Consider the following 22879-nt stretch of genomic DNA (forward strand, 5'->3'; position numbering starts at 1 on the left):
CTGGGGAGACCCCGCAGGCGCCTAAGCGCCGAGGAGGCTCACCGCAACGCCCACGAACCGCACGCAGCTGGAGCGCAAATCAACCACCTAGTTCAAAAGAGTCAAAAAGTAAAGGATGTATTTACATGTCATTTGATGGATTATTTACTCACGTCATGGCAAATGAACTTTCCCGCAGCTTAAAAGGCGGGCGGATCAATAAAGTTCATCAGCCCTATAAAAATGAGATTATTATTACCGTTCGTGCAAACGGATCGAATAATAAACTGCTGTTATCCGCTCATCCAAGCTATGCCCGAGCCCAAATAACAAATGAAAGCTATGATAACCCGAGTGAACCGCCGATGTTTTGCATGCTGCTCAGAAAGCATATTGAAGGACACATTTTAGAAGATGTCTATCAAGTAGAAAATGACCGCATGATTATTTTTGAAATAAAGGGCAGAAATGAAATTGGAGACATTAGCTATAAACAATTAATCATTGAAATTATGGGTAGGCACAGCAATATTATTTTAGTAGACAAAACACGTAATCTGATTCTTGATAGCATTAAGCATATTTCTTTTGCTGTCAATAGCCACCGAGCTATCTTACCGGGTCAGCCATATATTTATCCGCCTGAACAGAAAAAGCTTAATCCTTTCCATGCTTCTGAGGAAGATGTGTTAAAAAATATTGATTTTAATGCTGGAAAAATGGATCGCCAGATTGTGGAGCAATTCGCAGGTACTTCACCATTGTTTGCTAAAGAAGTGGTTTTTCAAAGCGGGCTGGCAAATCGGACAACTGTTCCACAAACCTTTATAAAATTGATCAATGAAATACAAATGGAGGAGATTCGTCCTTCGATCATGGCTACGGAAACGAAAGAAGCCTTTTATCTATTTCCACTCGAACATGTAGGTGGTGTAATAAAGTCATTTGATACGTTGAGTGAGGTGCTTGACCGCTTTTATTTTGGCAAAGCGGAAAGGGACCGTGTGAAGCAGCAGGGCAATGATATTGAACGCTTCATCATCAACGAAAAAGAAAAAAATGAAAAGAAAATTGAAAAACTGCAGCAAACATTAAAAGAAGCAGAGCTTGCCGAGCAATATCAACGTTACGGGGAACTGTTAACAGCAAATCTTTATGCAGCGAAAAANNGGTCACGATTACGTTGGATCCGCGGCGAACTCCTTCTGAAAATGCCCAACGGTATTTTTCAAAATACCAGAAAGCCAAAAATGCCGTGGCTATTGTTGAGGAACAAATTGAAAAGGCAAGGTTAGAAGTGATCTATTTTGATAATCTTCTTCAACAAATACAAACAGCATCTACTAAAGATATTCAGGAAATTCGTGAAGAACTTGTGGAGGGCGGATATATTAGAGAACGGCAAAAACGAAATGGCAAGAAACTACAAAACGTTAAGCCCGTCCTTGATTATTTTGTTTCTTCCGACGGTATTGACATCATCGTTGGTAAAAACAATAAGCAAAATGATTATTTAACAAATAAGCTGGCAGCAAGAGATGAAATATGGCTTCATACAAAGGATATTCCGGGGTCGCATGTGGTAATCCGAAGTAAAGAACCATCAGAGGAGACCATTCATGAAGCAGCCAAGTTAGCAGCCTATTTCAGTAAGGCCCGAAATTCCAGTTCCGTTCCGGTTGATTTCACTCGGGTGCGATTTGTTAAAAAACCAAGCGGGGCCAAACCAGGATTTGTCATTTATGAAAATCAGCAAACAGTCTTTGTAACTCCAGAAGAGGAATTAGTGTTAAAACTGAAAAACAAATAACCATATACGAGATTAACTGGCCCTTAGAACTTTATATGTGACCAGTCTTTCTTCTCTTACGCCTTTTTCGGTCACGCTGACCCTCCTAAAATGAACCTTTTCCTTCCTTAACGCAATTTCGGTCGCATAGATTTCTATGCGACCGAAATTACGTTTAACAGCCATTTTTAGTTGTATAATTCAACTTTGGCAAACCTATTCGAACCGTTTGCTCCATTCTGTTGGATTCTGACTCCAAGTTAATAGACTATCTTGATCATTTTCGCTAATGTAGCCTTTTGTGATGGCAACTTGAACTAATGTTGGAAAGTCTGTCAGTGATTCGCTGCGTATACCCTCTGCAGTAAAGGCCTCTTTCCCTTTTTCAAGTCCATACGTGAAGATAGAGACTACTCCAAGGACCTCACATCCTGCATCTCTTAAAGCTTGTACTGCTGTGATTACACTGCCGCCAGTTGAAATTAAGTCTTCCACCACGACCACCTTTTGACCACTCTCTACTTTACCTTCAATCTGATTGCCTTTGCCATGACCTTTTGCTTTTGAACGGACATAGCACATTGGCAAGTTCATCAATTCACTGACCCAAGCAGCATGGGGAATGCCTGCTGTCGCTGTCCCAGCCACTACTTCTGTATCTGGAAAATGCTCATGTATAAGCTGCTTTAGTCCTTGCGCAATCTCACGACGAACTTCCGGGAAAGACAATGTCAGACGGTTGTCGCAATAAATAGGTGATCTTAATCCGGATGTCCATGTAAAAGGTTCCTGAGGTTTTAAAGCAACTGCATGTATTTCTAGTAGTTTTTCAGCAATGTTTCGTTTCATTGTCGGACTCCCTTCCATTCTTCCATCCATTTCTTATAGCTGTGTAATGGGTCGTCGGATCTCGTAATCGAGCGGCCAACAACAATAGCTCCTACCCCTGCATTTCGGGCAAATTCTGGTGTCGCTACCCGCTTTTGGTCTCCAACCTGATCAGATTCTAATCTAATTCCAGGACATACTGTCAAAAATTCTTGCCCTACTTTTTCTCGAATCGAAGTGGCTTCCCACGCCGAACAAACAACACCGTCTAAGCCTGCTTCTTTGGTTAAAGAAGCATAATGTAACACAGACTCTTCAAGTGATACAGGAATCATCTGTTCCTCATTCATTTGCTCCTGTGAAGTGCTAGTTAGTTGAGTGACTGCGATACAAGCTGGGCGTTTTTGACCAGCTGATGTTCCTGCCTCCAACCCTTCTAGTGCGGCTTGCATCATTCTTTTGCCACCTGCTGCATGAACATTTACCAGATCACAATTCAAGAGGGCTAGTCCTTTCATCGCCCCATAAACCGTATTAGGGATATCATGAAGCTTTAAATCTAAGAAAATATGATGACCTGATTCTTTTAATAAATGAATGATGGACGGACCTTCTTGGAAATATAGTTCCATTCCTACTTTCACAAAAAGCTGCTCTTCTGAAAATGGTTTTAAAAATTGTTCCACTTCATTTTTTGTTGCAAAATCAAGCGCGATGATAAGCGGGCTGTTCATGCTTTCTCCAGCTCCTTCCCGTACATTCACTGATGTGTTCATAACCCAATTTATCTAATAATATTGGTAGTTCTGCGATAATCGTCGGACATACAAATGGGTCTACAAAATTAGCTGTTCCCACTGCTACGGCACTTGCCCCTGCATAAAAGAATTCGATAACATCCTCTGCAGACTCGATTCCACCCATGCCAATAATAGGGATATCCACAGCCTGACTCACTTCATAGATCATCCGAATCGCTACAGGTTTTATGGCCGGACCGGATAATCCCCCGGTACGATTTGCCAAAATTGGGTTTCCAGTTTTAAGATCCAAACGCATGCCTATAAGAGTATTAATCATCGTTAGACCATCTGCACCGCCGGCTTCCACCGCTTTGGCCATTTCAACAATATTAGTTACATTTGGAGATAACTTCACGTATACAGGTACTTGTGAAACTTCTTTTACTCTTTTTGTTAATCTCTCGGCTACTTCAGGGATGGTTCCAAAAGCAATCCCCCCAGTTTTTACATTTGGACAAGAGATGTTTAATTCTAGTGCATGTACGTTTGGAGCTGTTGAAATTTTCTTGGCAACCGCCACATAATCTTCCTCAACCGAACCAGCTACATTTGCAATGATTGGAACATCAAATTGGGATAACCATGGTAATTCCTCAGACATGACCTTCTCTAAGCCTGGATTTTGCAGACCGATGGCATTCAGCATTCCCGCCGTTGTTTCTGCTACTCTAGGGGTAGGATTTCCAAATCTTGCTTCTACCGTTGTCGCTTTAATCATAATTGCACCTAACGTGCTTAAATCATAGAATTGGCTGTATTCTCTTCCAAATCCAAAGCATCCGGATGCTGGCATAATTGGATTCTTTAATGACAATCCTGGTAAATCAATGTTTAAACGACTCATATGACCACCTCCCCGATCCGGAATACCGGTCCATCACTGCAGACTTTTTTATAAGAGGTACCCTCTGGGTCACTTTTGCTTCTGCAAACACAAGCAAAGCATGCTCCCACACCGCAGCCCATTCGCTCTTCTAAAGATAAAAAGACATTTTTGCTTGAATACCCTTGTTCAATAGCCTTTAACATAGGCGTTGGGCCACAAGTATAGAGAATATCGAACTGAAGATTCTTAATTACATCAGTGACAAATCCCTTGATTCCATATGTTCCATCAACAGTTGTAATGAAAGTTTCACCTAATTGCGAAAATTCTTCTTCATAAAATACAGCTGACTTGGACTGAAAGCCGAGTATATGAATCACCTTTACACCCTTATTAATCAATTGTTTAGACAATTCATATAAAGGAGGAACCCCAATGCCACCACCGACCAGCAGCGCCGTATCTCCAGCATTTGCTTCTTCAACTGGGAAGCCATTTCCTAATGGTCCTAATATATCTAGCTCCATCCCTTGAACCTGATTTGCCATTAATGTCGTTCCTTGCCCTTCTCTTCGATAAATCATGGTCAATTGCTTAGCTTCTTTATCATAAGAAGAAATACTGATCGGTCTTCGTAAAAGCGGGTCACGTTCTTTCGTGACCCGAATATGGACAAATTGCCCCGGAGCGTTGATTTCATCGACAAACTCTGCACGTACTGTCAGTTCAAAAATATTTTCAGCAATTTCCTTCTGGCTGGTAATTTTGCATAACTCTTTTTTTATCATGCAAAAACAATCTCCTTTTTGACAACTTCCATGGCTTCAGTTGAAAAATTCATAGACTCAATTACTTGCAGGATTGCTTCAGCGGTATCCAGTGAAGTTAAACATGGTACTCCATTTTCAACTGCTTCACGACGGATTCTAAAGCCATCACGTTCCGGCTGCTTGCCTTTTGTAAGTGTATTGATAATAAATTGTGCTTCACCATTATGGATGATATCCAGTAATGTCTCGCCTTCTGAGCCGATTTTTCCAATCACCTTTACGTTTAGACCTGCGGCTTCTAGAAATGCGGCCGTTCCACCGGTAGCCATTAAGCGATAGCCTATTGTTGAGAAGCGTTTCGCCAGCTTTAATGCTTCCTGTTTATCTTTATCTGCAACCGTAAATAATACCGTTCCATACTGTTGAATTTTCATGCCTGATGCAACCAACCCTTTATAAAGCGCCTTTTCAAGGGTACTATCTTTTCCCATGACTTCACCTGTTGATTTCATTTCCGGTCCGAGTGAGATATCGACGCTTTTCAGCTTCGCGAATGAGAAGACTGGAACTTTTACATAAACCCCATCCTTTTCAGGTACAAGGCCCGTCGGATAACCCTGATCAGTAATCGAAACCCCAAGGATTGCCTTGGTCGCGATTTTTGCCATTGGAACATTGGTGATTTTACTCAAAAATGGTACCGTTCGGCTTGAACGCGGATTTACTTCAAGGACATAAATCTCATTTCCCGCTAATACATACTGAATATTTAATAACCCGATAATATTTAAGCCCCTTGCCAATTTTTCCGTATATTCTACCAGAGTTTGTTTTACTTCGTCTGTTAAGGTTTGCGGTGGATAAACGGCGATCGAATCACCGGAATGGACCCCGGCACGCTCTATGTGCTCCATGATGCCTGGAATTAACACATTTTTACCGTCACAGATGGCATCCACTTCAATTTCCTTACCTGTTAAATAACGGTCGATTAATACTGGGTGTTCCGGATTTATTTTTACGGCGTTTTCCATGTAATGCAATAATTCTTCCTTACGATAAACAATTTCCATCGCTCTTCCGCCAAGGACATAGGATGGGCGAACCAGTACCGGGTAGCCGATTTCCTCGGCAATAGCCACCGCTTCTTCCACCGATAAAGCAGTTTTTCCTAATGGCTGCGGAATATTCAACTGCCCCAATGCCTGCTCAAATTTATCTCGATTCTCTGCACGGTCCAAATCTTCCAGACTCGTTCCAAGAATTTTAACACCATTTGCCTCCAGACCGGCTGCTAGATTGATCGCAGTTTGACCGCCAAATTGTACGACAACGCCAAGGGGACTTTCCAGATCGATAATATGCATGACATCTTCGATGGTTAATGGCTCAAAATATAACTTATCGGAGATACTGAAATCTGTTGAAACGGTCTCAGGGTTGTTATTAATTATGATAGCTTCATAACCTGCTTCTTTTATCGCTTTTACCGAATGAACAGTGGCATAGTCAAACTCAATCCCTTGACCAATACGAATTGGGCCAGATCCTAGAACGATTACACTTTTTTTATCCGTTACAATCGATTCATTTTCTTCTTCGTAGGTTCCGTAGAAATAAGGTGTCTCTGATTCAAATTCGGCTGCACAGGTATCCACCATTTTATAAACCGGTAACAGGCCTATTTCCCTACGAAGATTATAAATTTCTTTTTCCGTTCTGCCCCATAGCTCCGCAATTTTCATATCGGTAAATCCTTTTTGCTTTGCTTCTTTCAAAACTTCCAGGTTGAGGACATCCTCGAAAAGCTTATGCTCTAAATCGATAATCCCTTCTAGCTTCTTTAGGAAAAATAGATCAATTTTGCTCCATTTATGGATCGTTTCAATGGTAATTCCCCGTTTAATAGCCTCGGCTATATAGAATAGTCGTTCATCACCAGCCTTCATGATCCGCTTTTCAAGTAGAGTGTTATCAATCTCATCAGCACCATTTAATTCAAAGTGGTGAACATTCGCTTCTAGTGATCGGATAGCTTTTAATAATGATTCCTCAAAGGTACGTCCAATTGCCATTACCTCTCCGGTTGCTTTCATTTGTGTACCAAGTGAGCGGTTGCCGGACTCGAATTTATCAAATGGCCATCTAGGAATTTTTGTAACCACATAGTCAAGAGCTGGTTCAAAGCTCGCATACGTTTTTCCCGTTACAGGGTTAAGCATTTCATCAAGGGTTAACCCTACCGCTATTTTGGCAGCCAGTTTAGCAATCGGATAGCCTGTTGCTTTTGATGCTAATGCTGAGGAACGGCTTACTCTTGGATTTACTTCAATAATATAGTAGTGGAAGCTGTATGGGTCTAATGCAAGTTGGACGTTACAGCCGCCTTCAATTTTTAGTGCACGGATAATTTTAAGTGAGACATTTCTTAAAAGTTGGTATTCGCGGTCACTTAGGGTTTGACTTGGTGCAACGACAATGGAATCACCCGTGTGTACACCAACTGGGTCAATATTTTCCATGTTACAAACCACGATGGCGTTATCGTTACCATCACGCATAACCTCATACTCAATTTCTTTATATCCGGCAATACTTTTTTCTAAGAGACATTGATGAACGGGACTGTTCTTTAAGCCACTTGCGACGATTTCCTCTAGTTCCGCAAAATTGTTGCATATCCCTCCGCCTGTTCCGCCAAGGGTAAAGGCAGGGCGAACGATAACTGGAAATCCGATTTTTTCTACAAAGGCAATGGCTTCATCTAGATCATGAATGATTTCACTATCTGGAACAGGCTCATTTAATTCATTCATTAATGCTCGGAACAATTCACGGTCTTCTGCTTGATTTATCGCTGTTAGTTTCGTTCCAAGAATTTCTACATTACATTCTTGTAAGACACCTGAGTTGGCTAATTCTACCGCTAAATTAAGCCCTGTTTGTCCGCCGAGTGTTGCTAAAATGGCGTCTGGGCGCTCCTTACGAATAATTCTGCTGACAAAATCAAGAGTTAGCGGCTCGATATATACAGCATCAGCAATTTCAGAATCGGTCATTATGGTTGCCGGATTGGAGTTTACTAGAATGACTCGATATCCTTCTTCTTTAAGTGCCAGGCACGCTTGGGTACCTGCATAGTCAAATTCTGCTGCCTGACCAATTACAATTGGGCCCGATCCAATCACTAAAATGGAGTTTATATCTGTACGTTTTGGCATCCTGCAACTACCTCCTGTTTTTCAGCTTCAATCATATTAAGAAATTGTTCAAATAATCCGTTTGCATCTTCTGGTCCCGGTGACGCTTCGGGGTGATATTGAACCGTGAATGCTGGGTAATCCAAATGCTTTAAACCTTCGATTGTTCCATCATTTAAAGCAATATGGGTCACTCCTAATCTAGTATTTTTAATGGACTTATCATCAACGGTATAGCCATGGTTTTGTGAAGTGATCGCGATCTTTCCTGTATTAAGGTCTTTTACTGGATGGTTGGAGCCCCGATGCCCAAATTTCATTTTTACTGTATCAGCACCACATGCAAGAGCAAACAATTGATGACCGAGGCAAATTCCAAAAAGCGGAACTTTCCCGATGATGTCTTTAATCATTTGGATTCCTTCTGGTACATCTTTTGGGTCCCCAGGACCATTGGAGAGCATGACACCATCCGGTCTTAATTTTAAGATTTCATCAGCTGTAGTATGGTATGGAACCACAACCACATCACAGCCGCGAATATTCAGTTCACGTAAAATTCCATGCTTCATGCCAAAATCAACTAGAACAATTCTTTTCCCCCGCCCAGGGCTTGGATAAGGATTTTTCGTAGATACTTGACGAACTTGATCTATTGGTAATTTTGTCTGCCTTAATTTACTTAAAACTTCATTTGCATCTGTCTCAATGCTGCAAATAGCTCCTTTTAAGGTTCCGTAATTACGGATTATTCTTGCTAGCTTACGTGTATCGATCCCAGCAATTCCTGGAATTTTTTTCATTTTAAAATATTCGTCGAGAGTAAATTCACTTCTCCAATTAGAAGGAAAATCAGATACTTCTTTCACAATAAACCCCTTCACTGCAGGGTTAATCGATTCAAAGTCGTCACGATTGATACCATAATTGCCGATTAACGGGTACGTAAGCATCACAATTTGTCCGCAATAAGATGGGTCGGACAAGATCTCTTGGTAACCTGTCATTCCTGTATTGAAAACAACCTCTCCCATTGTATCGTTATAGGAACCGAATCCTTCGCCTACAAAAATTGTACCATTTTCTAAAATTAATTGTGCCTTCATACCGGAACACTTCCTTTTTCCCAAGCTATTTGTCCTTTTGCGATGGTGACTACCGGCCAGCCTTTACATTTCCAGCCAGTAAATGGGGTATTTTTTCCTTTTGATAGAAACTCTTCAGGATTAATTTCCTTTTCCTCATCTACATCAATTAACACGAGATCAGCAGGAGCTCCAACATGCATTTTTCCATAAGGAAGTTTAAAAGCATCAGCCGGCTTGCTGCTTAAAAAAGCCACTAATTGAGGAAGGCTCATTACATTCTTTAATACCAATTCCGTATAGAGTAATGGAAAGGCTGTCTCCAACCCAACTATCCCAAAAGGGGCTAAAACCATGCCTTCCTTTTTTTCCTCAGTTGTATGCGGAGCATGGTCCGTTGCGATGAAATCAATCGTCCCATCCAGCAAACCTTCAATCAGTGCTGCTCGATCTTCTTTTCCGCGGAGCGGTGGATTCATTTTATAGTTAGCATCAAGACTCGGAATATCATTTTCCGTTAATAATAAATGATGGGGTGTGACTTCAGCTGTAACATGAATTCCAGCACGTTTTGCATCTCTGACTACACGGACAGATTCCTTTGTACTGATATGGCAAACATGGTAATGACAGCCGGCTGCTTCAGCAAGCAGAACGTCACGAGCAATCTGCACTGCTTCACAAACGGAAGGAATACCGTTTAATCCATTGGCTTTTGAAAAGCTTCCTTCGTGGACACACCCTTTATTAATCAAGGTATCTTCTTCGCAGTGGGCAACAATCGCCATATTTTGGGAAGCAGCTTCACGCATGGCGTTTAGCATCATCGCTGCGGACTGAACTCCAACTCCATCATCAGTAAAAGCAAAGGCTCCAGCCTGCTTGAGGCCTGCAAAATCAGTTAATTCTTTACCCACTTGTCTTTTCGTAATGGAGGCATATGGCAAAACACGTACTTTTGCTGTATCTTGAATTCGTTGCTCCAGCCATTCCATTTGTTCTACAGAGTCAGGTACTGGTCTAGTATTTGGCATCGCCGCAATCGTAGTAAATCCACCTCGGGCCGCAGCTTGTGTTCCCGTTTCAATGGTTTCTTTTTTCTCACCGCCAGGCTCACGCAAATGAACATGTAGGTCAATAAATCCTGGTGCAACTAGCAAACCAGCTGCATCGATGACACGATCTGCAGCGGTATCAATCTTTTGTGCCATTTTTGTTATAATACCGTTTTCTATTAAAATATCGGACCTGTCTTCTTTTCCATTAGATGCTATGTAGCTTGCGTTCTGAATAAGCAACTTCATACTGATTCCCCCCCATTACACTTTCAAGTGATCTCTTTAACGCCGCCATTCTAACATATACCCCGTTTTCCATTTGTTTGAAGATTCTTGAACGTTCACATTCTACGAGACTGTCAGCTATTTCTACATTTCGGTTTACCGGTGCCGGATGCATGATGATACTGTGCGGCTTCATCCGTTTTTCTCTATCCAAGGTTAGGCCGTATTGGCGATGATATTCAGATGCAGTAAAACTTCCTTTTTTCTGGTGGCGTTCGTGCTGAACACGAAGGAGCATAACAACGTCCGATTCCATAATGGCTTCATCGATCGGTTTAAACTTACTTGAGCTAAGACTGTGATAATCAAACCATTCTTCAGGACCTGAAAAATTGACTTCTGCTCCAAGTCTTGTTAAGGCATCAGCATTTGATCGGGCTACTCGGCTATGGCTGATATCACCTATGATCGAAACCTTCAAACCATCAAAGTCTCCAAATTCTTGTTGAATGGTCATTAAATCGAGTAAAGACTGAGTAGGATGATGACCACAGCCATCCCCGCCATTTAATATTGGAACATTCACTTTACCAACCAATTCGTCAAAGTACCGATCCTGATTATGACGAATGACAATGGCGTTGACACCGATTGCTTCTAGTGTTTTGACAGTATCATAGAGTGTCTCGCCCTTTTGGACACTTGAGGTTTGAACCTCAAAAGGTATAACTCCTAATCCCAATCTTCTTTCAGCCACCTCGAAACTGCATTTAGTTCGTGTGCTGTTTTCGAAAAAAAGATTGGCAGCGAACATTTGTTGTTCAGGTCTCCAAACCATTCCTTCTGAAAATCTTTTTGCGTCAGCTAAAATTCCCCGTATTTCTTCCACTTTTAATTCATTCGTAGTTAATAAGTGATTTATCATTCCATTTCCCCATCCCTTTTTAGAATTGGCCATAAAAAACACCCTGATCTTGTAAATCGACCAGGGTGCAAATACACTTGTATTCATAAAATCGGCTTTTTTCGTGTTGCAAAAAACCCGATTCCTACACCCTTATAAGCCTCTCTGGACTTCATTTAAAAGGTAAATATATTTATGCTGTTTTTTTATTATTATCTGTTGTATTTGTTTCAAACATATCATCACCCGCCAGCTGTCTGCCAGGAAGAATCAAATTAAGTACTACTCCAAAGATGGCTGCTAAAGCCATTCCTTGAATTTGAATGTCTTTAAATGGTAGTTTTAGAATCGCTCCACCTAATCCAATGATCAGTATGACAGAGGAAATGACCAGATTTCTTTTATCCTCAAAGTCGATCTTACTATCTACTAACATTCTTAAACCAGAAGAGGCAATAATTCCGAACAGTAAGATGGAAACTCCGCCCATCACTGGAGTAGGGATTGTGTGAATTAGAGCTGTTATCTTTCCAATAAATCCGAAGAAAATCGCAAATACTGCGGCTCCTGCCAGTACGTAAACACTATATACTCTGGTAATTGCCAGTACACCTATATTTTCGCCATAAGTTGTTTTTGGCGGTCCCCCTACCAAGGCAGAGATTAGGGTCGCTGTTCCATCACCAAGGATTGAACGATGTAAACCAGGCTCTTTAATATAATCGCGGCCTACTACTTTACTTAGAATTAACTGGTGACCGATATGTTCTGACAAAGTAACTACTGCAACTGGTACCATTAACCAGAAGATATTCCAAGTGAAATTTACTTTATAGCTTATGAACGGAAAGATGAAATTCGGCATTTCAAACCAGTGTGCTTTTAGTACAGGTTCAAAATCGACGATTCCCACAATTAACGCGTAAATGTATCCAACTACTATTCCTGCTAAGATCGGTATAATGCTCAGTATTTTTTTAGCAAAAATGGAGAAGATGATTGTGGCGGCCAAGGTGACTAAGGCAACCGAGAAATGAAGCATACTATATTTTCCAGATGGATTATTCATTGCCATTCCTACAGCAGTTTGCGCTACAGATAAACCTATGACCACGATGATTGGACCCACTACGACTGGCGGAAGTAAATTCATGATCCAACGGTAACCTGCTTTACTGATGATCAAGGCAACAATTCCATAAACGAGACCCGCTAAAAAAGTCCCTAACATCGCTGCGCCCGGACCTCCTGCAGCCTTAGCTGCAATTACTGGAGATATGAAGGCAAAGGATGATCCCAGATATGCTGGAACTTGGAATTTTGTTATTATTAAGAATGCCAATGTTCCAAGGCCACTGGAAATCAGTGCAATAGCAGGATCTAATCCGACTAAATATGGAACCAAAATGGTAGCACCAAACATGGCGAATAAATGTTGAATGCTCAGTGTAATCCATTGGGCTGGTTTTGGTACTTCATTTATATCTAGAATTGGTTTATTGTTCATTTCATTTTGCTCCTTTATAGATATTTTTTTCTATTTCCTAAAAAAAATCCCTCTTTACCTGTGGATGCAAAGAGGGTATGGAAATCCCATTATTGTAATGGGCATTTTCCCCTTCGCTGCCTCACAGGACTGCATTTAAAAGGGTATCTATTTAGTTGTCATATATACTTACTTGATCTAAGCTATCTACTTCTTTTAGTTTTACTACCACTTTTTCACTGCTGGAAGTCGGTATATTTTTTCCGACATAATCCGCTCTAATTGGCAATTCACGATGGCCTCGATCAACCAGTACAGCCAGTTGAATGGATGAAGGTCGTCCTATATCGATTAGCGCATCAAGCCCTGCCCTGACGGTTCTTCCTGTATATAAAACATCGTCAACCAGTATAACTTTTTTATTACTAATATCAAACGGAATGTCTGATCCTTTAACAATTGGTTCTTGGGTTTCTGTTTTGATCGTTAGGTCATCTCGATATAAGGTGATATCCAATTCTCCCACTCTTATAGGATTTCCTTCAATTTGTTCAATCTTATCGGCAAGTCGCTTTGCCAAGTAAATTCCTCTGGTACGAATACCAATGAGAACACATTCCTCTATACCCTTGTTTTTTTCGATGATTTGGTGGGCAATTCTGGTCAGAGCTCGACTTACCGCCTGTTCATCAAGGACTAGAGCTTTTTGGCTCATCTCTTCACCTACTTTTTATGTAATAAAAAAGCCTCTCATCCTTTGATGGCGAGAGGCACAGAATTTATGTGACATTTGAACATGAATCACCCATGTTCGAATCCGTTCCTTCTCAGCCTCACAGGACTGATTTAAAGGCTTATTAAACTATAGTTAGTGTACTTTAATACTTCCTGGTTGTCAACGATTATTTCTTAAAATGTCCAGTAATTCGTCAAATTCTTTAGGGAGCGGAGCTTCAAATTCGATATACTCCTTGGTCCTAGGATGAACAAAACCCAGTACTCCTGCATGCAATGCCTGCCCGTTAAGATCAAGGGTTTTTCTTGGTCCATATTTCGGATCCCCTGCCAATGGATAACCAATATATTTCATATGAACGCGAATTTGATGAGTTCTACCTGTTTCTAACTGGCATTCAATAAACGAAAAGTCTTTAAAACGTTCGAGCAGATGAAAATGGGTGACTGCATGTTTGCCATTATCCACGACCGTCATACTCTGACGATCCTTAGGGTCCCTTCCGAGAGGTGCATCGATTGTTCCATATTCGTGAGGAATTTCTCCATGAACAATGGCTTTATATTTTCGAGTAACTGTTTTTTCAACTAGTTGATTCACAAGACTTTCATGAGCCATATCATTTTTGGCTACCATTAATAAACCAGATGTATCTTTATCAATTCGATGGACGATACCAGGTCTTAAAACCCCATTTATTCCAGATAGATCTTTACAATGGGCCATTAATCCATTCACTAATGTACCTGTCAAATGCCCAGGAGCTGGATGAACGACCATCCCTTTCGGCTTATTGACTACAAGTACATCTTTATCTTCAAAATAAATATCTAAATCCATTTCCTCCGGGATCACATCCAGATCTTCCGGATCGGGAATAGTGATGTCAATCTGATCCTGAGGACTGCATTTATAATTAGTTTTGATCGTTTTACCATTAACCAGTATATGTCCATCTTTAATCCACTGCTGGACTTGTGTTCTTGACCATTCTGGATTTAAACCGGATAGGACCTTATCAATACGGTCACCCTTTTGTTCTTCAAGAATGGTGTGTTCCATTTTCTCCATATGTTTTCTCCTTTGAACCTCTCTCTTCTAGAAACATTTGAATCATGAGTAAAATTACTCCTATTACGAGTGCGGAGTCGGCAATATTGAAGACCGGAAAATTGTAACCAAAGATATAAGTATGAATAAAATCCACAACTTCTTTCCGAATTACGCGGTCAATGAAGTTCCCGATTGCGCCACCTAGCATAAAAGCTAATGAAACGCCCAACAGCCTTTTTCCTTTTGCAGCTTTTTGAATATAATACGTGATAGCAAAAATAACAACAATGGTAATGACGTAAAAAAGCCACATTTGACCTTGAAGAATCCCCCAAGCTGCCCCACGATTCCGGTGAGAGGTAATATATAACACATTATCAATGATTGGAATGCTTTCACCTAAATACATATTGTGCTCAATTAACCATTTCGTAAATTGATCCAAAACAATAACAAAAACTGCGATTAAGTAATAAAACACTAAGAAATACCTCCACACTCTGCTTTATACACACTTCTTTAGCATTTTAGCATACTTGATCGCACCACGACAATGAAACATCCTTAATATAGTGTTGAAATTGGTTTTTTGAAGAATTCTCCCAAGTTTTTGGCATCATGTACTGATTTTAAGGTTGGGATCATTTTTAAAAGTTCATCAGGAATTAATTCACCTGATATTTCACATTGACCAAACTTGCCTTGTTGTATTTTTTGGAGAGCTTCTGATATGTCATTTAGCTCCTCTGTTAGAATTTCTGTTAACCAATCTTGATTTTGTTTTGCTGATAATGATTGTTCAATTTCCCATTTTGTTTGACGGAGTTCCAAAAACAGCTTTTCCTGCATCGCATTCATAGTGTTGATACCTCCGTTTACTTATTTGTTTTATTATTACCCGGAGAGATGACTTGACACAGGAAAACATTTGACATCAGGAACAACTATTGGTAAAAAAATAGCCCCGTCAGAGACGGAGCTAATCATTTATGCCAGGTGTGAATAATTCTCCTTCACTACACTTGCACAGCGAGAGCATAATGTTGGATGGTCATGATCACTGCCTACTTCTGGTGTGACAATCCAGCAGCGTTCACATGTTTCTCCCTCTGCTTTTGTAATAAGGATTGCTGCTGTTTCCAATTTAAGGGCCTGTTCTGGCGCTTGTTCATAGGAACCAGCTACTTCAAAGCCTGAGACAATGAATAATTGCTTTAGATTTTCTTGAATTGAATCTAATAAGGCTTTTGTTTGATCATTTACATACAAAGTAACTTTTGCTGTTAGAGATTTACCAATTACTTTTGCATTACGTGCTTCTTCAAGCGCCTTTAATACATCATCACGTAATTTCATAAATGACGTCCACTTATCTTCTAACGCCTTAGCATTTGGAAGCTCTTGATATTCGGGAAGGTCCGTTAATTGTACACTTTCCCCTGTTACATTAGGAATGAATTTCCATACTTCATCTGCCGTATGAGAAAGAATCGGTGAAACCAATTTAGTCAAGGCTAAAAGTGAATCATACAAAACAGTTTGGATTGCTCGGCGCTCTGAGTTATTTACTGCTTCAATATAAAGAACGTCTTTTGCAAAATCAAGATAGAAAGCACTTAGATCTAATGTACAGAAATTATTTACTAAATGGTAAATAGCAGCAAACTCGTAATTTTCATACGCATCACGAACATTTTTAATTAGGTTATTTAATTTTACCAACATAAATTGATCGACTTCACGTAAGTTTTCGTAAGCTACCTTATCTGCTGATGGATCAAAATCGGCAAGATTTCCAAGTAGGAAACGGAAAGTGTTGCGAATTTTACGATATACTTCGGCAACCTGTTTTAGAATTGCATCGGAGACGCGTACATCCGCCTGATAATCAACGGAAGCAACCCATAGACGTAAAATATCTGCCCCCAACTGATTCATCACTTTTGCTGGAACAACAGTGTTACCAAGTGACTTACTCATCTTTCTACCTTCACCATCAAGTGCGAAACCGTGGCTTAGCACACCTTTATATGGGGCTTTTCCTGTTACTGCCACACCCGTTGACAAGGATGAGTTAAACCAACCACGATATTGGTCAGAACCTTCAAGATAGAGATCGGCAGGGCGAACTAAATCTTCTCTTTCGACCAGTACAGCTTGATGAGAAGAGCCTGAATCAAACCATACATCCATGATATCTGTTTCTTTTGTAAAAATGCCATTTGGACTTCCAGGATGCGTGAAACCTTCAGGAAGTAATTCCTTCACATCCCTCTCAAACCAAATATTTGAACCATGTTGACGGAATAATTCAGAAACATGGTTAATAGTTTCATCAGTAATGATTTCCTGACCATTTTCCGCATAAAATACTGGAATCGGAACACCCCATACACGTTGACGAGAAATACACCAGTCGCCTCGGTCACGTACCATATTAAATAGACGAGTTTCACCCCAAGCAGGAACCCATTTTGTTTCTTTGATTGCTTCAAGGAGTTCATTTCTAAAGTCCTTAATAGAAGCAAACCATTGTGCAGTTGCTCGGAAAATGACTGGTTTTTTTGTACGCCAATCGTGTGGGTAGGAGTGGGTGATAAATGAAAGCTTTAATAATGCACCCGCTGCTTCTAATGCTTGTGAAATTGGTTTGTTTGCCTCATCATAAAATAATCCTGCAAATCCCTCTGCCTCACTAGTCATATACCCTTTATCGTCAACAGGGCATAACACATCAAGACCATATTTCTGGCCAATTAAAAAGTCGTCTTCCCCATGTCCCGGGGCTGTATGCACACAGCCAGTACCTGCATCAGTGGTAACATGCTCACCCAACATGACTAATGAATCACGATTATACAGTGGATGTAGGGCTACAATATTCTCTAGGTCAGAACCTTTAACTTTTTGAACAACAGTGGCCTCTTCCCAACCAATTTCCTTAGTAACGGCTTCTAATAGGCTTTCAGCAACAACGTATTTGTGCCCATTTGTGGAAACCACTACATAGGTGAGATCAGGATGAACCGAGATACCCAAATTGGCAGGAATGGTCCAAGGTGTTGTCGTCCAAATAACAATCTCGGTATCATGGTCAAGAACACCTTTTCCATCCTTGACCTTAAATGCAACATAAATGGATGGTGAACGTTTGTCATTATATTCAATTTCAGCCTCTGCAAGGGCTGATTCACTTGATGGAGACCAGTAAACCGGCTTTTTGCCCTTGTAAATATAGCCCTTTTTAGCCATTTCTCCAAATACTTTTATTTGCTGTGCCTCATACTCAGGTTTTAATGTGATATAAGGATTCTCCCAATCACCTCGAACGCCTAGGCGTTTAAACTGACTCCTTTGGTTATCAATTTGTTCAAGTGCATATTCTGTACATAATTTACGGAATTCAGCAACCGTCATTTCTTTGCGCTTTACTCCTTTATTTGTCAGTGCCTGTTCAATTGGAAGACCATGTGTATCCCAACCCGGAACATATGGAGCATGATAACCGCTCATGGATTTATAACGTACGATAAAGTCTTTTAAAATTTTATTAAGGGCATGCCCCATATGAATATCACCATTTGCATATGGAGGTCCATCATGTAGAATGAACATCGGACGGCCTTTTGTCCGCTCCTGCACTTTTTGATAAATATTCATTTCCTCCCATTTGGCCTGAATATCTGGCTCTCTTTGTGGAAGGTTTCCACGCATAGGAAAATCAGTTTGCATCATTAATAACGTATCTTTATATTCCATTTTTCTTCCTCCAATTACCTTTCTATAAAACAGAATGACCAAAAAACTCAATAAAAAAACCCTCTCATCCCTAAATAGGGACGAGAAGGTTTGATTCCCGCGGTACCACCCTGATAGATGGAATTATTAAATTCCATCCTCTTAAGATTCGTAACGTGAATAATACGCTAAGGTCTACTCTCGATTAAAAAGGATTTCGACCTGAGAACTCAAGGGTGATTTTCCAATTTTTAAAGCCATGTCAGGCTTTCACCATCCCCGACTCGCTAATATAGCCTTTTGACAAAAATTGTACTGTCCCTGTCATCGTCAATTCTATTTTATTCGTAATAATCTGTTAAAAAATTATATGCTATCTAAATACGATTCGTCAAGCTAATGAATCTTCTTCTTCATGTAATTTTAATTCAGTAGCATCTACTTCATATTCTAATAAATGATCCCAATCATCTGTATTCAACATATCAAGCTGGGCCTCGACCAGCATTTTGAAGCGTGTACGGAAAATTTTTGATTGTTTCTTTAAATCCTCAATTTCCAAAGCAATTTTTCTAGCTTTCGACAAGGATTCATTTACAATTCGATCAGCATTTTTTTCTGCTTCTTTTATTATTAATTTTGCTTCTTTCTGAGCATTCCGTTTCACTTCTTCAGCTGCTTCTTGAGCAATGACGATGGATTTATTAAGGGTTTCTTCAATATTGTTGAAATGGCTTAAACGAGATTGCATATCATTCAAGCGTTCTTCTAAATCCTTCTTCTCTCTGAGAATTAATTCATAATCCTTGATAACCTGATCAAGAAATTCATTTACTTCATCCTCATCATACCCTCGAAACCCTTTATTAAATTCTTTATTATGAATATCTAACGGCGTTAACGGCATGCTGCCACCTCCATACAACTTGTGCTACATTATGTACTTAGTACAATTCGACAATATTTCTAAAAATCCTGCAAAAAATGAATTATTTTTGTATACCAATCTTAATTCGCCATTTATCCTTTTTAGTTTTCCCTTCTAAATTCAATATTTTTACTCTGCCAAACCCCCGTACCGAAACCATATCTCCTTCATCGCATAAAAAGGAAGAATTTTCGATAGTAGCCCAGTTTACCTTTACCAGACCTTGCTTAATCAATACAAGGGATTTCTGCCTGGAAATATGATGTATAGCAGAAATAACAGTATCAAGTCTCAATGAAGATACTGTCAGTTCTAGTTCTTCCCATAAATCCAAAACAGAGACAGCAGTCTCAAGCGGAGCCTCAACTAATTTTACACCCGCTTTGCCGATAGATTCAATATTACTTTTAATATATTCACTAACCTCTAACGCAGAAAAAAACTGAATTGTATCGTTCTTTATCAGGATATCACCAAATTTTCCTCTTTTCAGCCCCAATGACATAAGAGTGCCTAACACTTGTGGATGTTCTATTTTGACAAATTTTTTGGGATACTCGATGTTTAACAAAGTAATTTGAAAATCATCTTTAGCAGGTATTAAATAATCCGGATATATGAATGCCCTTTTTCTTTCGACACCCTCACTGCCACCAAAAAAAGAATATTTAACATCACCGGATTCTCCGGTAATCACCTTTACGATATGTTGTTCACGTGGATCAAGAAAATCTGTTAACTTTGCTGAATAATTTTGCTCGACCATAGTCTTCCAATTGATGACTTGATCAATGAATTCCCGCTCTTCAGGGCGAAAATGCTGATATATGTTCATATTGTCTCCTATTGCAGCTTACAGAAAATAATATAAATAATTTAAGCCCCGTGTTGCAAAGTTTAACACAAGAAAAGCAACAATTGGTGAGATGTCAATCATACCCAAAGGAGGTATGATTTTTCTAAAAGGCTCTAAATAAGGCTCACAAATCCTCGCCAAAAATCGACCAACCGAAGTATCCCTTGCATTCGGAAACCATGACATTAAGATATATATTATTAATGCCCAAGAATAGATCCCAATGATCTGTTTAATTAAAGCAATCACAAATCCCATTACCTTACCACCTTACATTAGAATGATCCTGATCTGGAAAAAGATCGGAAATATTTCCCGAAACCTCTACATTATCAGGTGTACATAAAAAGATACTTGAGCCAATTTTTTGAATTTCACCATTTATGGCATAGACCACACCACTGATAAAATCGACAATTTGTCTGGCTTGTTCATTATCAATGCGCTGCAGGTTAATCACCACTGCACGACGATTTTTTAAATGATCGGCAATATCAGATGCTTCTGAATAAGTACGTGGTTCCACAAGGATAACTTTAGAATTAGACGTTTTTTGGACGGTTTGCAAACTGACCACATTTTGCGTTTTTTCCGGCTGTTTTTTCTGTTTGACCGGTTCAATAGGCTCCTGGTAACTTTCGTTGTGATCATCAAAATCATCTTCCAAAAAGAAAAACGTTTTTAATTTTGATTTAATAGTCATTTTCTTCTCTCCTAACCATCTTCACCAACAAGGGCAGTACCTATTCTTACCATTGTTGAGCCTTCTTCAATCGCCAGCTTATAATCATTGGACATACCCATTGATAATTCAGTGCACGGGGCATGTTCCCACTGAAACTCCTGTAGTTGGTTTCGCAATGTTCTTAGCTTACTAAAGCAGCTGCGGAGGAAATTTTCATCATTAGTTAACGGTGCCATTGTCATTAATCCTGCAACAGAAATATGTTTAAACTGTCGAAGGGATTCAACAAAAGCGATTACTTCTTCTGGAGCTAACCCATGCTTTGATTCTTCTCCAGACACATTCACTTGAACAAGACAATGAATTAGCCCGTTTGCCCGTTTGTCAATTTCCTCGGCTAAAGAAATACGATCTAAGGAATGGATATATTTAACTTTATCAATTATATTCTTTACTTTACGCGTTTGAAGGGTACCAATAAAATGCCAGACAGGCTTGTCCCCTATAACCTTCCACTTTTCCAATAATCCCTCATCGCGATTCTCACCCAGGTTTACAATCCCAGCTTCCAAGGCTTCTATAGCTCGTTCAGTACTGACATATTTTGTTACAGCGATAATGGATACTTCTTCAGGCTTTCGATTGACCTTCTGGCACGCTTCATTGATTTGCTGTTTAATCATCTCTAAGTTTGCTTTTACTGTCATAACCATTTCTAAGACTCCTTCCAGCCAATAATGCTGACCATTCTTCCCGTTTTACCTTGACCATGACGGTGAGAATAAAATAATTCATGATCGCAGCTTGAACAAAACTTGGTAACCATAATATTTTTTGCAGGCACGCCGGATTTCAATAAGATCAGTTTATTTAATTCGCGCAGGTCTAACGTATACTGACCGGCACTAATTAAATTATATGGTTTTATATCGACATCTTCTAGTATATTTTGAACCAAGTTAATGACATGATTGTCCACAATGTAACATTTTTCGCAAATGGATGGCCCAATTGTGACATAAATTTGCTCAGGGCTTATCCCTTCTTTTCCCCATGCCTCAATCATGCGAGCAGCAATTTGATGAACCGTGCCTTTCCAGCCTGCATGAGCAGTACCAATCATTCCAACCTCCGGTGAAATAAAAAAAAGCGGAACACAATCGGCAAAGCATAAGCTTAGCAACACGCCTTTATCATTTGAATAAAATCCATCCGTTCCCTTAAAGGATTGTTCATAATATCGTGCCCCTTTGCCCCTGTCTAATTTTGTAATTTTCTTAAGGACAATGCCATGAGTTTGTTCTGCGCCGACCCAATTATTTAAAGGGAAATCAAGTAGATTTGCAACCCTTTTTCTATTTTCCTGTACATCTTCTAGCTTATCTCCAACATGAAAGCCAAGATTTAAAGAATCAAACGACCCTTTACTTACTCCGCCATGTTTTGTAGTCATACCGGCCACTAACCCTGGATTTGCCTTTACCCAAGGGTCTAATGAGAGAAAGGACTCATTTTTTAAAATAAAGGGTTCCATTACTATACCTCTTCCAGAGTTTTTCTATAGTTTACCATGAAAAGAAAAAATGGTCACCGCAAATACTTTATGAATCGTTATGCGTCTTCAGAAATCCTGTCTTCAAAGCCTTTATAGCGAACCAAAACAACATCTTGGCCGATTTTTATAATATTCTTCCAGGGTATTACTATATCCTCTTCTTTTCCAAAAATACCCAACACCCTACCACTTACGGAAATCACTACGGCCTCAATTCTTCCAGTATTTAAATTGATCTCTATATCACCAATATTTCCTAACCGTTTTCCATCTGCAACATTAACAACATCTTTTATTTGGAATTCTGAAATTTTAATCATCATCACCACTCCCAAAAACATACTTGTAATAAATATATGAATGAAAGCAGTAATT

Annotated in this window: 21 protein-coding genes, 1 pseudogene and 1 other annotated feature; of the genes and pseudogenes, 1 reads left to right on the forward strand and 21 read right to left on the reverse strand. The window is 39.7% G+C overall.

Features of this window, described 5'->3' with window-relative positions; genetic code table 11:
* The first annotated feature begins 125 nt into the window (after nt 1–125).
* Nucleotides 126–1789 (forward strand): annotated as a pseudogene (locus V7083_RS03500) (Rqc2 family fibronectin-binding protein).
* A 195-nt stretch (nt 1790–1984) separates the two neighbouring features.
* Here V7083_RS03500 and pyrE read toward each other — a convergent pair.
* From pyrE to V7083_RS03605, 21 genes are all read right to left on the reverse strand, one after another.
* On the reverse strand, nt 1985–2617 hold the full coding sequence (gene pyrE / locus V7083_RS03505; protein WP_335475414.1) for an orotate phosphoribosyltransferase: 633 nt from the start codon (nt 2615–2617) through the stop codon (nt 1985–1987).
* Entirely contained in the window at nt 2614–3330 is a 717-nt protein-coding gene (gene pyrF / locus V7083_RS03510) for an orotidine-5'-phosphate decarboxylase (protein ID WP_335475416.1), read from the reverse strand. Before pyrF ends, pyrE begins: the two co-directional genes overlap by 4 nt.
* Entirely contained in the window at nt 3302–4243 is a 942-nt protein-coding gene (locus tag V7083_RS03515) for a dihydroorotate dehydrogenase (RefSeq protein WP_335475418.1), read from the reverse strand. The genes pyrF and V7083_RS03515 overlap by 29 nt, the downstream gene beginning before the upstream one ends.
* A complete protein-coding gene (locus V7083_RS03520) occupies nt 4240–5013 on the reverse strand; it encodes a dihydroorotate dehydrogenase electron transfer subunit (RefSeq protein WP_335475420.1) in 774 nt (257 codons plus the stop codon). Before V7083_RS03520 ends, V7083_RS03515 begins: the two co-directional genes overlap by 4 nt.
* Nucleotides 5010–8216, reverse strand: a complete 3207-nt coding sequence (gene carB / locus V7083_RS03525) for a carbamoyl-phosphate synthase large subunit (protein WP_335475422.1) — start codon at nt 8214–8216, stop codon at nt 5010–5012. Before carB ends, V7083_RS03520 begins: the two co-directional genes overlap by 4 nt.
* Nucleotides 8195–9301 carry a carbamoyl phosphate synthase small subunit gene (locus V7083_RS03530; RefSeq protein ID WP_335475424.1) on the reverse strand — a complete coding sequence of 369 codons (1107 nt, stop codon included), beginning with the start codon at nt 9299–9301 and terminating at the stop codon, nt 8195–8197. Before V7083_RS03530 ends, carB begins: the two co-directional genes overlap by 22 nt.
* Nucleotides 9298–10584, reverse strand: a complete 1287-nt coding sequence (locus tag V7083_RS03535; protein WP_335475426.1) for a dihydroorotase — start codon at nt 10582–10584, stop codon at nt 9298–9300. The genes V7083_RS03530 and V7083_RS03535 overlap by 4 nt, the downstream gene beginning before the upstream one ends.
* On the reverse strand, nt 10544–11485 hold the full coding sequence (locus tag V7083_RS03540) for an aspartate carbamoyltransferase catalytic subunit (protein ID WP_335475524.1): 942 nt from the start codon (nt 11483–11485) through the stop codon (nt 10544–10546). Before V7083_RS03540 ends, V7083_RS03535 begins: the two co-directional genes overlap by 41 nt.
* 175 nt (nt 11486–11660) lie before the next feature.
* Nucleotides 11661–12974 (reverse strand): solute carrier family 23 protein, encoded by a 1314-nt coding sequence (locus V7083_RS03545; protein ID WP_335475429.1) that lies wholly within the window; start codon nt 12972–12974, stop codon nt 11661–11663.
* A gap of 151 nt (nt 12975–13125) precedes the next feature.
* Nucleotides 13126–13668: a bifunctional pyr operon transcriptional regulator/uracil phosphoribosyltransferase PyrR gene (pyrR, locus tag V7083_RS03550; protein WP_335475431.1), complete on the reverse strand. Its 543-nt coding sequence runs from the start codon at nt 13666–13668 to the stop codon at nt 13126–13128.
* A 180-nt stretch (nt 13669–13848) separates the two neighbouring features.
* Nucleotides 13849–14760 carry an RluA family pseudouridine synthase gene (locus V7083_RS03555; protein ID WP_335475433.1) on the reverse strand — a complete coding sequence of 304 codons (912 nt, stop codon included), beginning with the start codon at nt 14758–14760 and terminating at the stop codon, nt 13849–13851.
* Nucleotides 14732–15223: a signal peptidase II gene (gene lspA / locus V7083_RS03560; RefSeq protein WP_335475435.1), complete on the reverse strand. Its 492-nt coding sequence runs from the start codon at nt 15221–15223 to the stop codon at nt 14732–14734. The genes V7083_RS03555 and lspA overlap by 29 nt, the downstream gene beginning before the upstream one ends.
* A gap of 83 nt (nt 15224–15306) precedes the next feature.
* Nucleotides 15307–15600: a hypothetical protein gene (locus V7083_RS03565; RefSeq protein WP_335475437.1), complete on the reverse strand. Its 294-nt coding sequence runs from the start codon at nt 15598–15600 to the stop codon at nt 15307–15309.
* A gap of 129 nt (nt 15601–15729) precedes the next feature.
* Entirely contained in the window at nt 15730–18501 is a 2772-nt protein-coding gene (gene ileS / locus V7083_RS03570) for an isoleucine--tRNA ligase (RefSeq protein ID WP_335475439.1), read from the reverse strand.
* Nucleotides 18502–18574: 73 nt separating this feature from the next.
* Nucleotides 18575–18817, reverse strand: a binding site (T-box leader).
* 54 nt (nt 18818–18871) lie between these two features.
* Nucleotides 18872–19387, reverse strand: a complete 516-nt coding sequence (locus V7083_RS03575) for a DivIVA domain-containing protein (protein WP_335475441.1) — start codon at nt 19385–19387, stop codon at nt 18872–18874.
* 82 nt (nt 19388–19469) lie between these two features.
* Nucleotides 19470–20243, reverse strand: a complete 774-nt coding sequence (locus V7083_RS03580) for an RNA-binding protein (RefSeq protein WP_335475443.1) — start codon at nt 20241–20243, stop codon at nt 19470–19472.
* A gap of 18 nt (nt 20244–20261) precedes the next feature.
* On the reverse strand, nt 20262–20522 hold the full coding sequence (locus V7083_RS03585) for a YggT family protein (RefSeq protein ID WP_335475445.1): 261 nt from the start codon (nt 20520–20522) through the stop codon (nt 20262–20264).
* 4 nt (nt 20523–20526) lie between these two features.
* Nucleotides 20527–20967, reverse strand: coding sequence for a cell division protein SepF (locus V7083_RS03590; RefSeq protein WP_335475448.1), 441 nt, complete (start codon nt 20965–20967; stop codon nt 20527–20529).
* An 11-nt stretch (nt 20968–20978) separates the two neighbouring features.
* Nucleotides 20979–21656, reverse strand: a complete 678-nt coding sequence (locus V7083_RS03595; RefSeq protein ID WP_335475526.1) for a YggS family pyridoxal phosphate-dependent enzyme — start codon at nt 21654–21656, stop codon at nt 20979–20981.
* An 8-nt stretch (nt 21657–21664) separates the two neighbouring features.
* Nucleotides 21665–22483 carry a peptidoglycan editing factor PgeF gene (pgeF, locus tag V7083_RS03600; RefSeq protein ID WP_335475450.1) on the reverse strand — a complete coding sequence of 273 codons (819 nt, stop codon included), beginning with the start codon at nt 22481–22483 and terminating at the stop codon, nt 21665–21667.
* 77 nt (nt 22484–22560) lie between these two features.
* Nucleotides 22561–22824: a YlmC/YmxH family sporulation protein gene (locus V7083_RS03605; protein WP_335475453.1), complete on the reverse strand. Its 264-nt coding sequence runs from the start codon at nt 22822–22824 to the stop codon at nt 22561–22563.
* Nucleotides 22825–22879 lie beyond the last annotated feature (55 nt).

Source organism: Bacillus sp. JJ1764 (assembly GCF_036962145.1).
Taxonomy (GTDB): Bacteria; Bacillota; Bacilli; order Bacillales; family Cytobacillaceae; genus Neobacillus.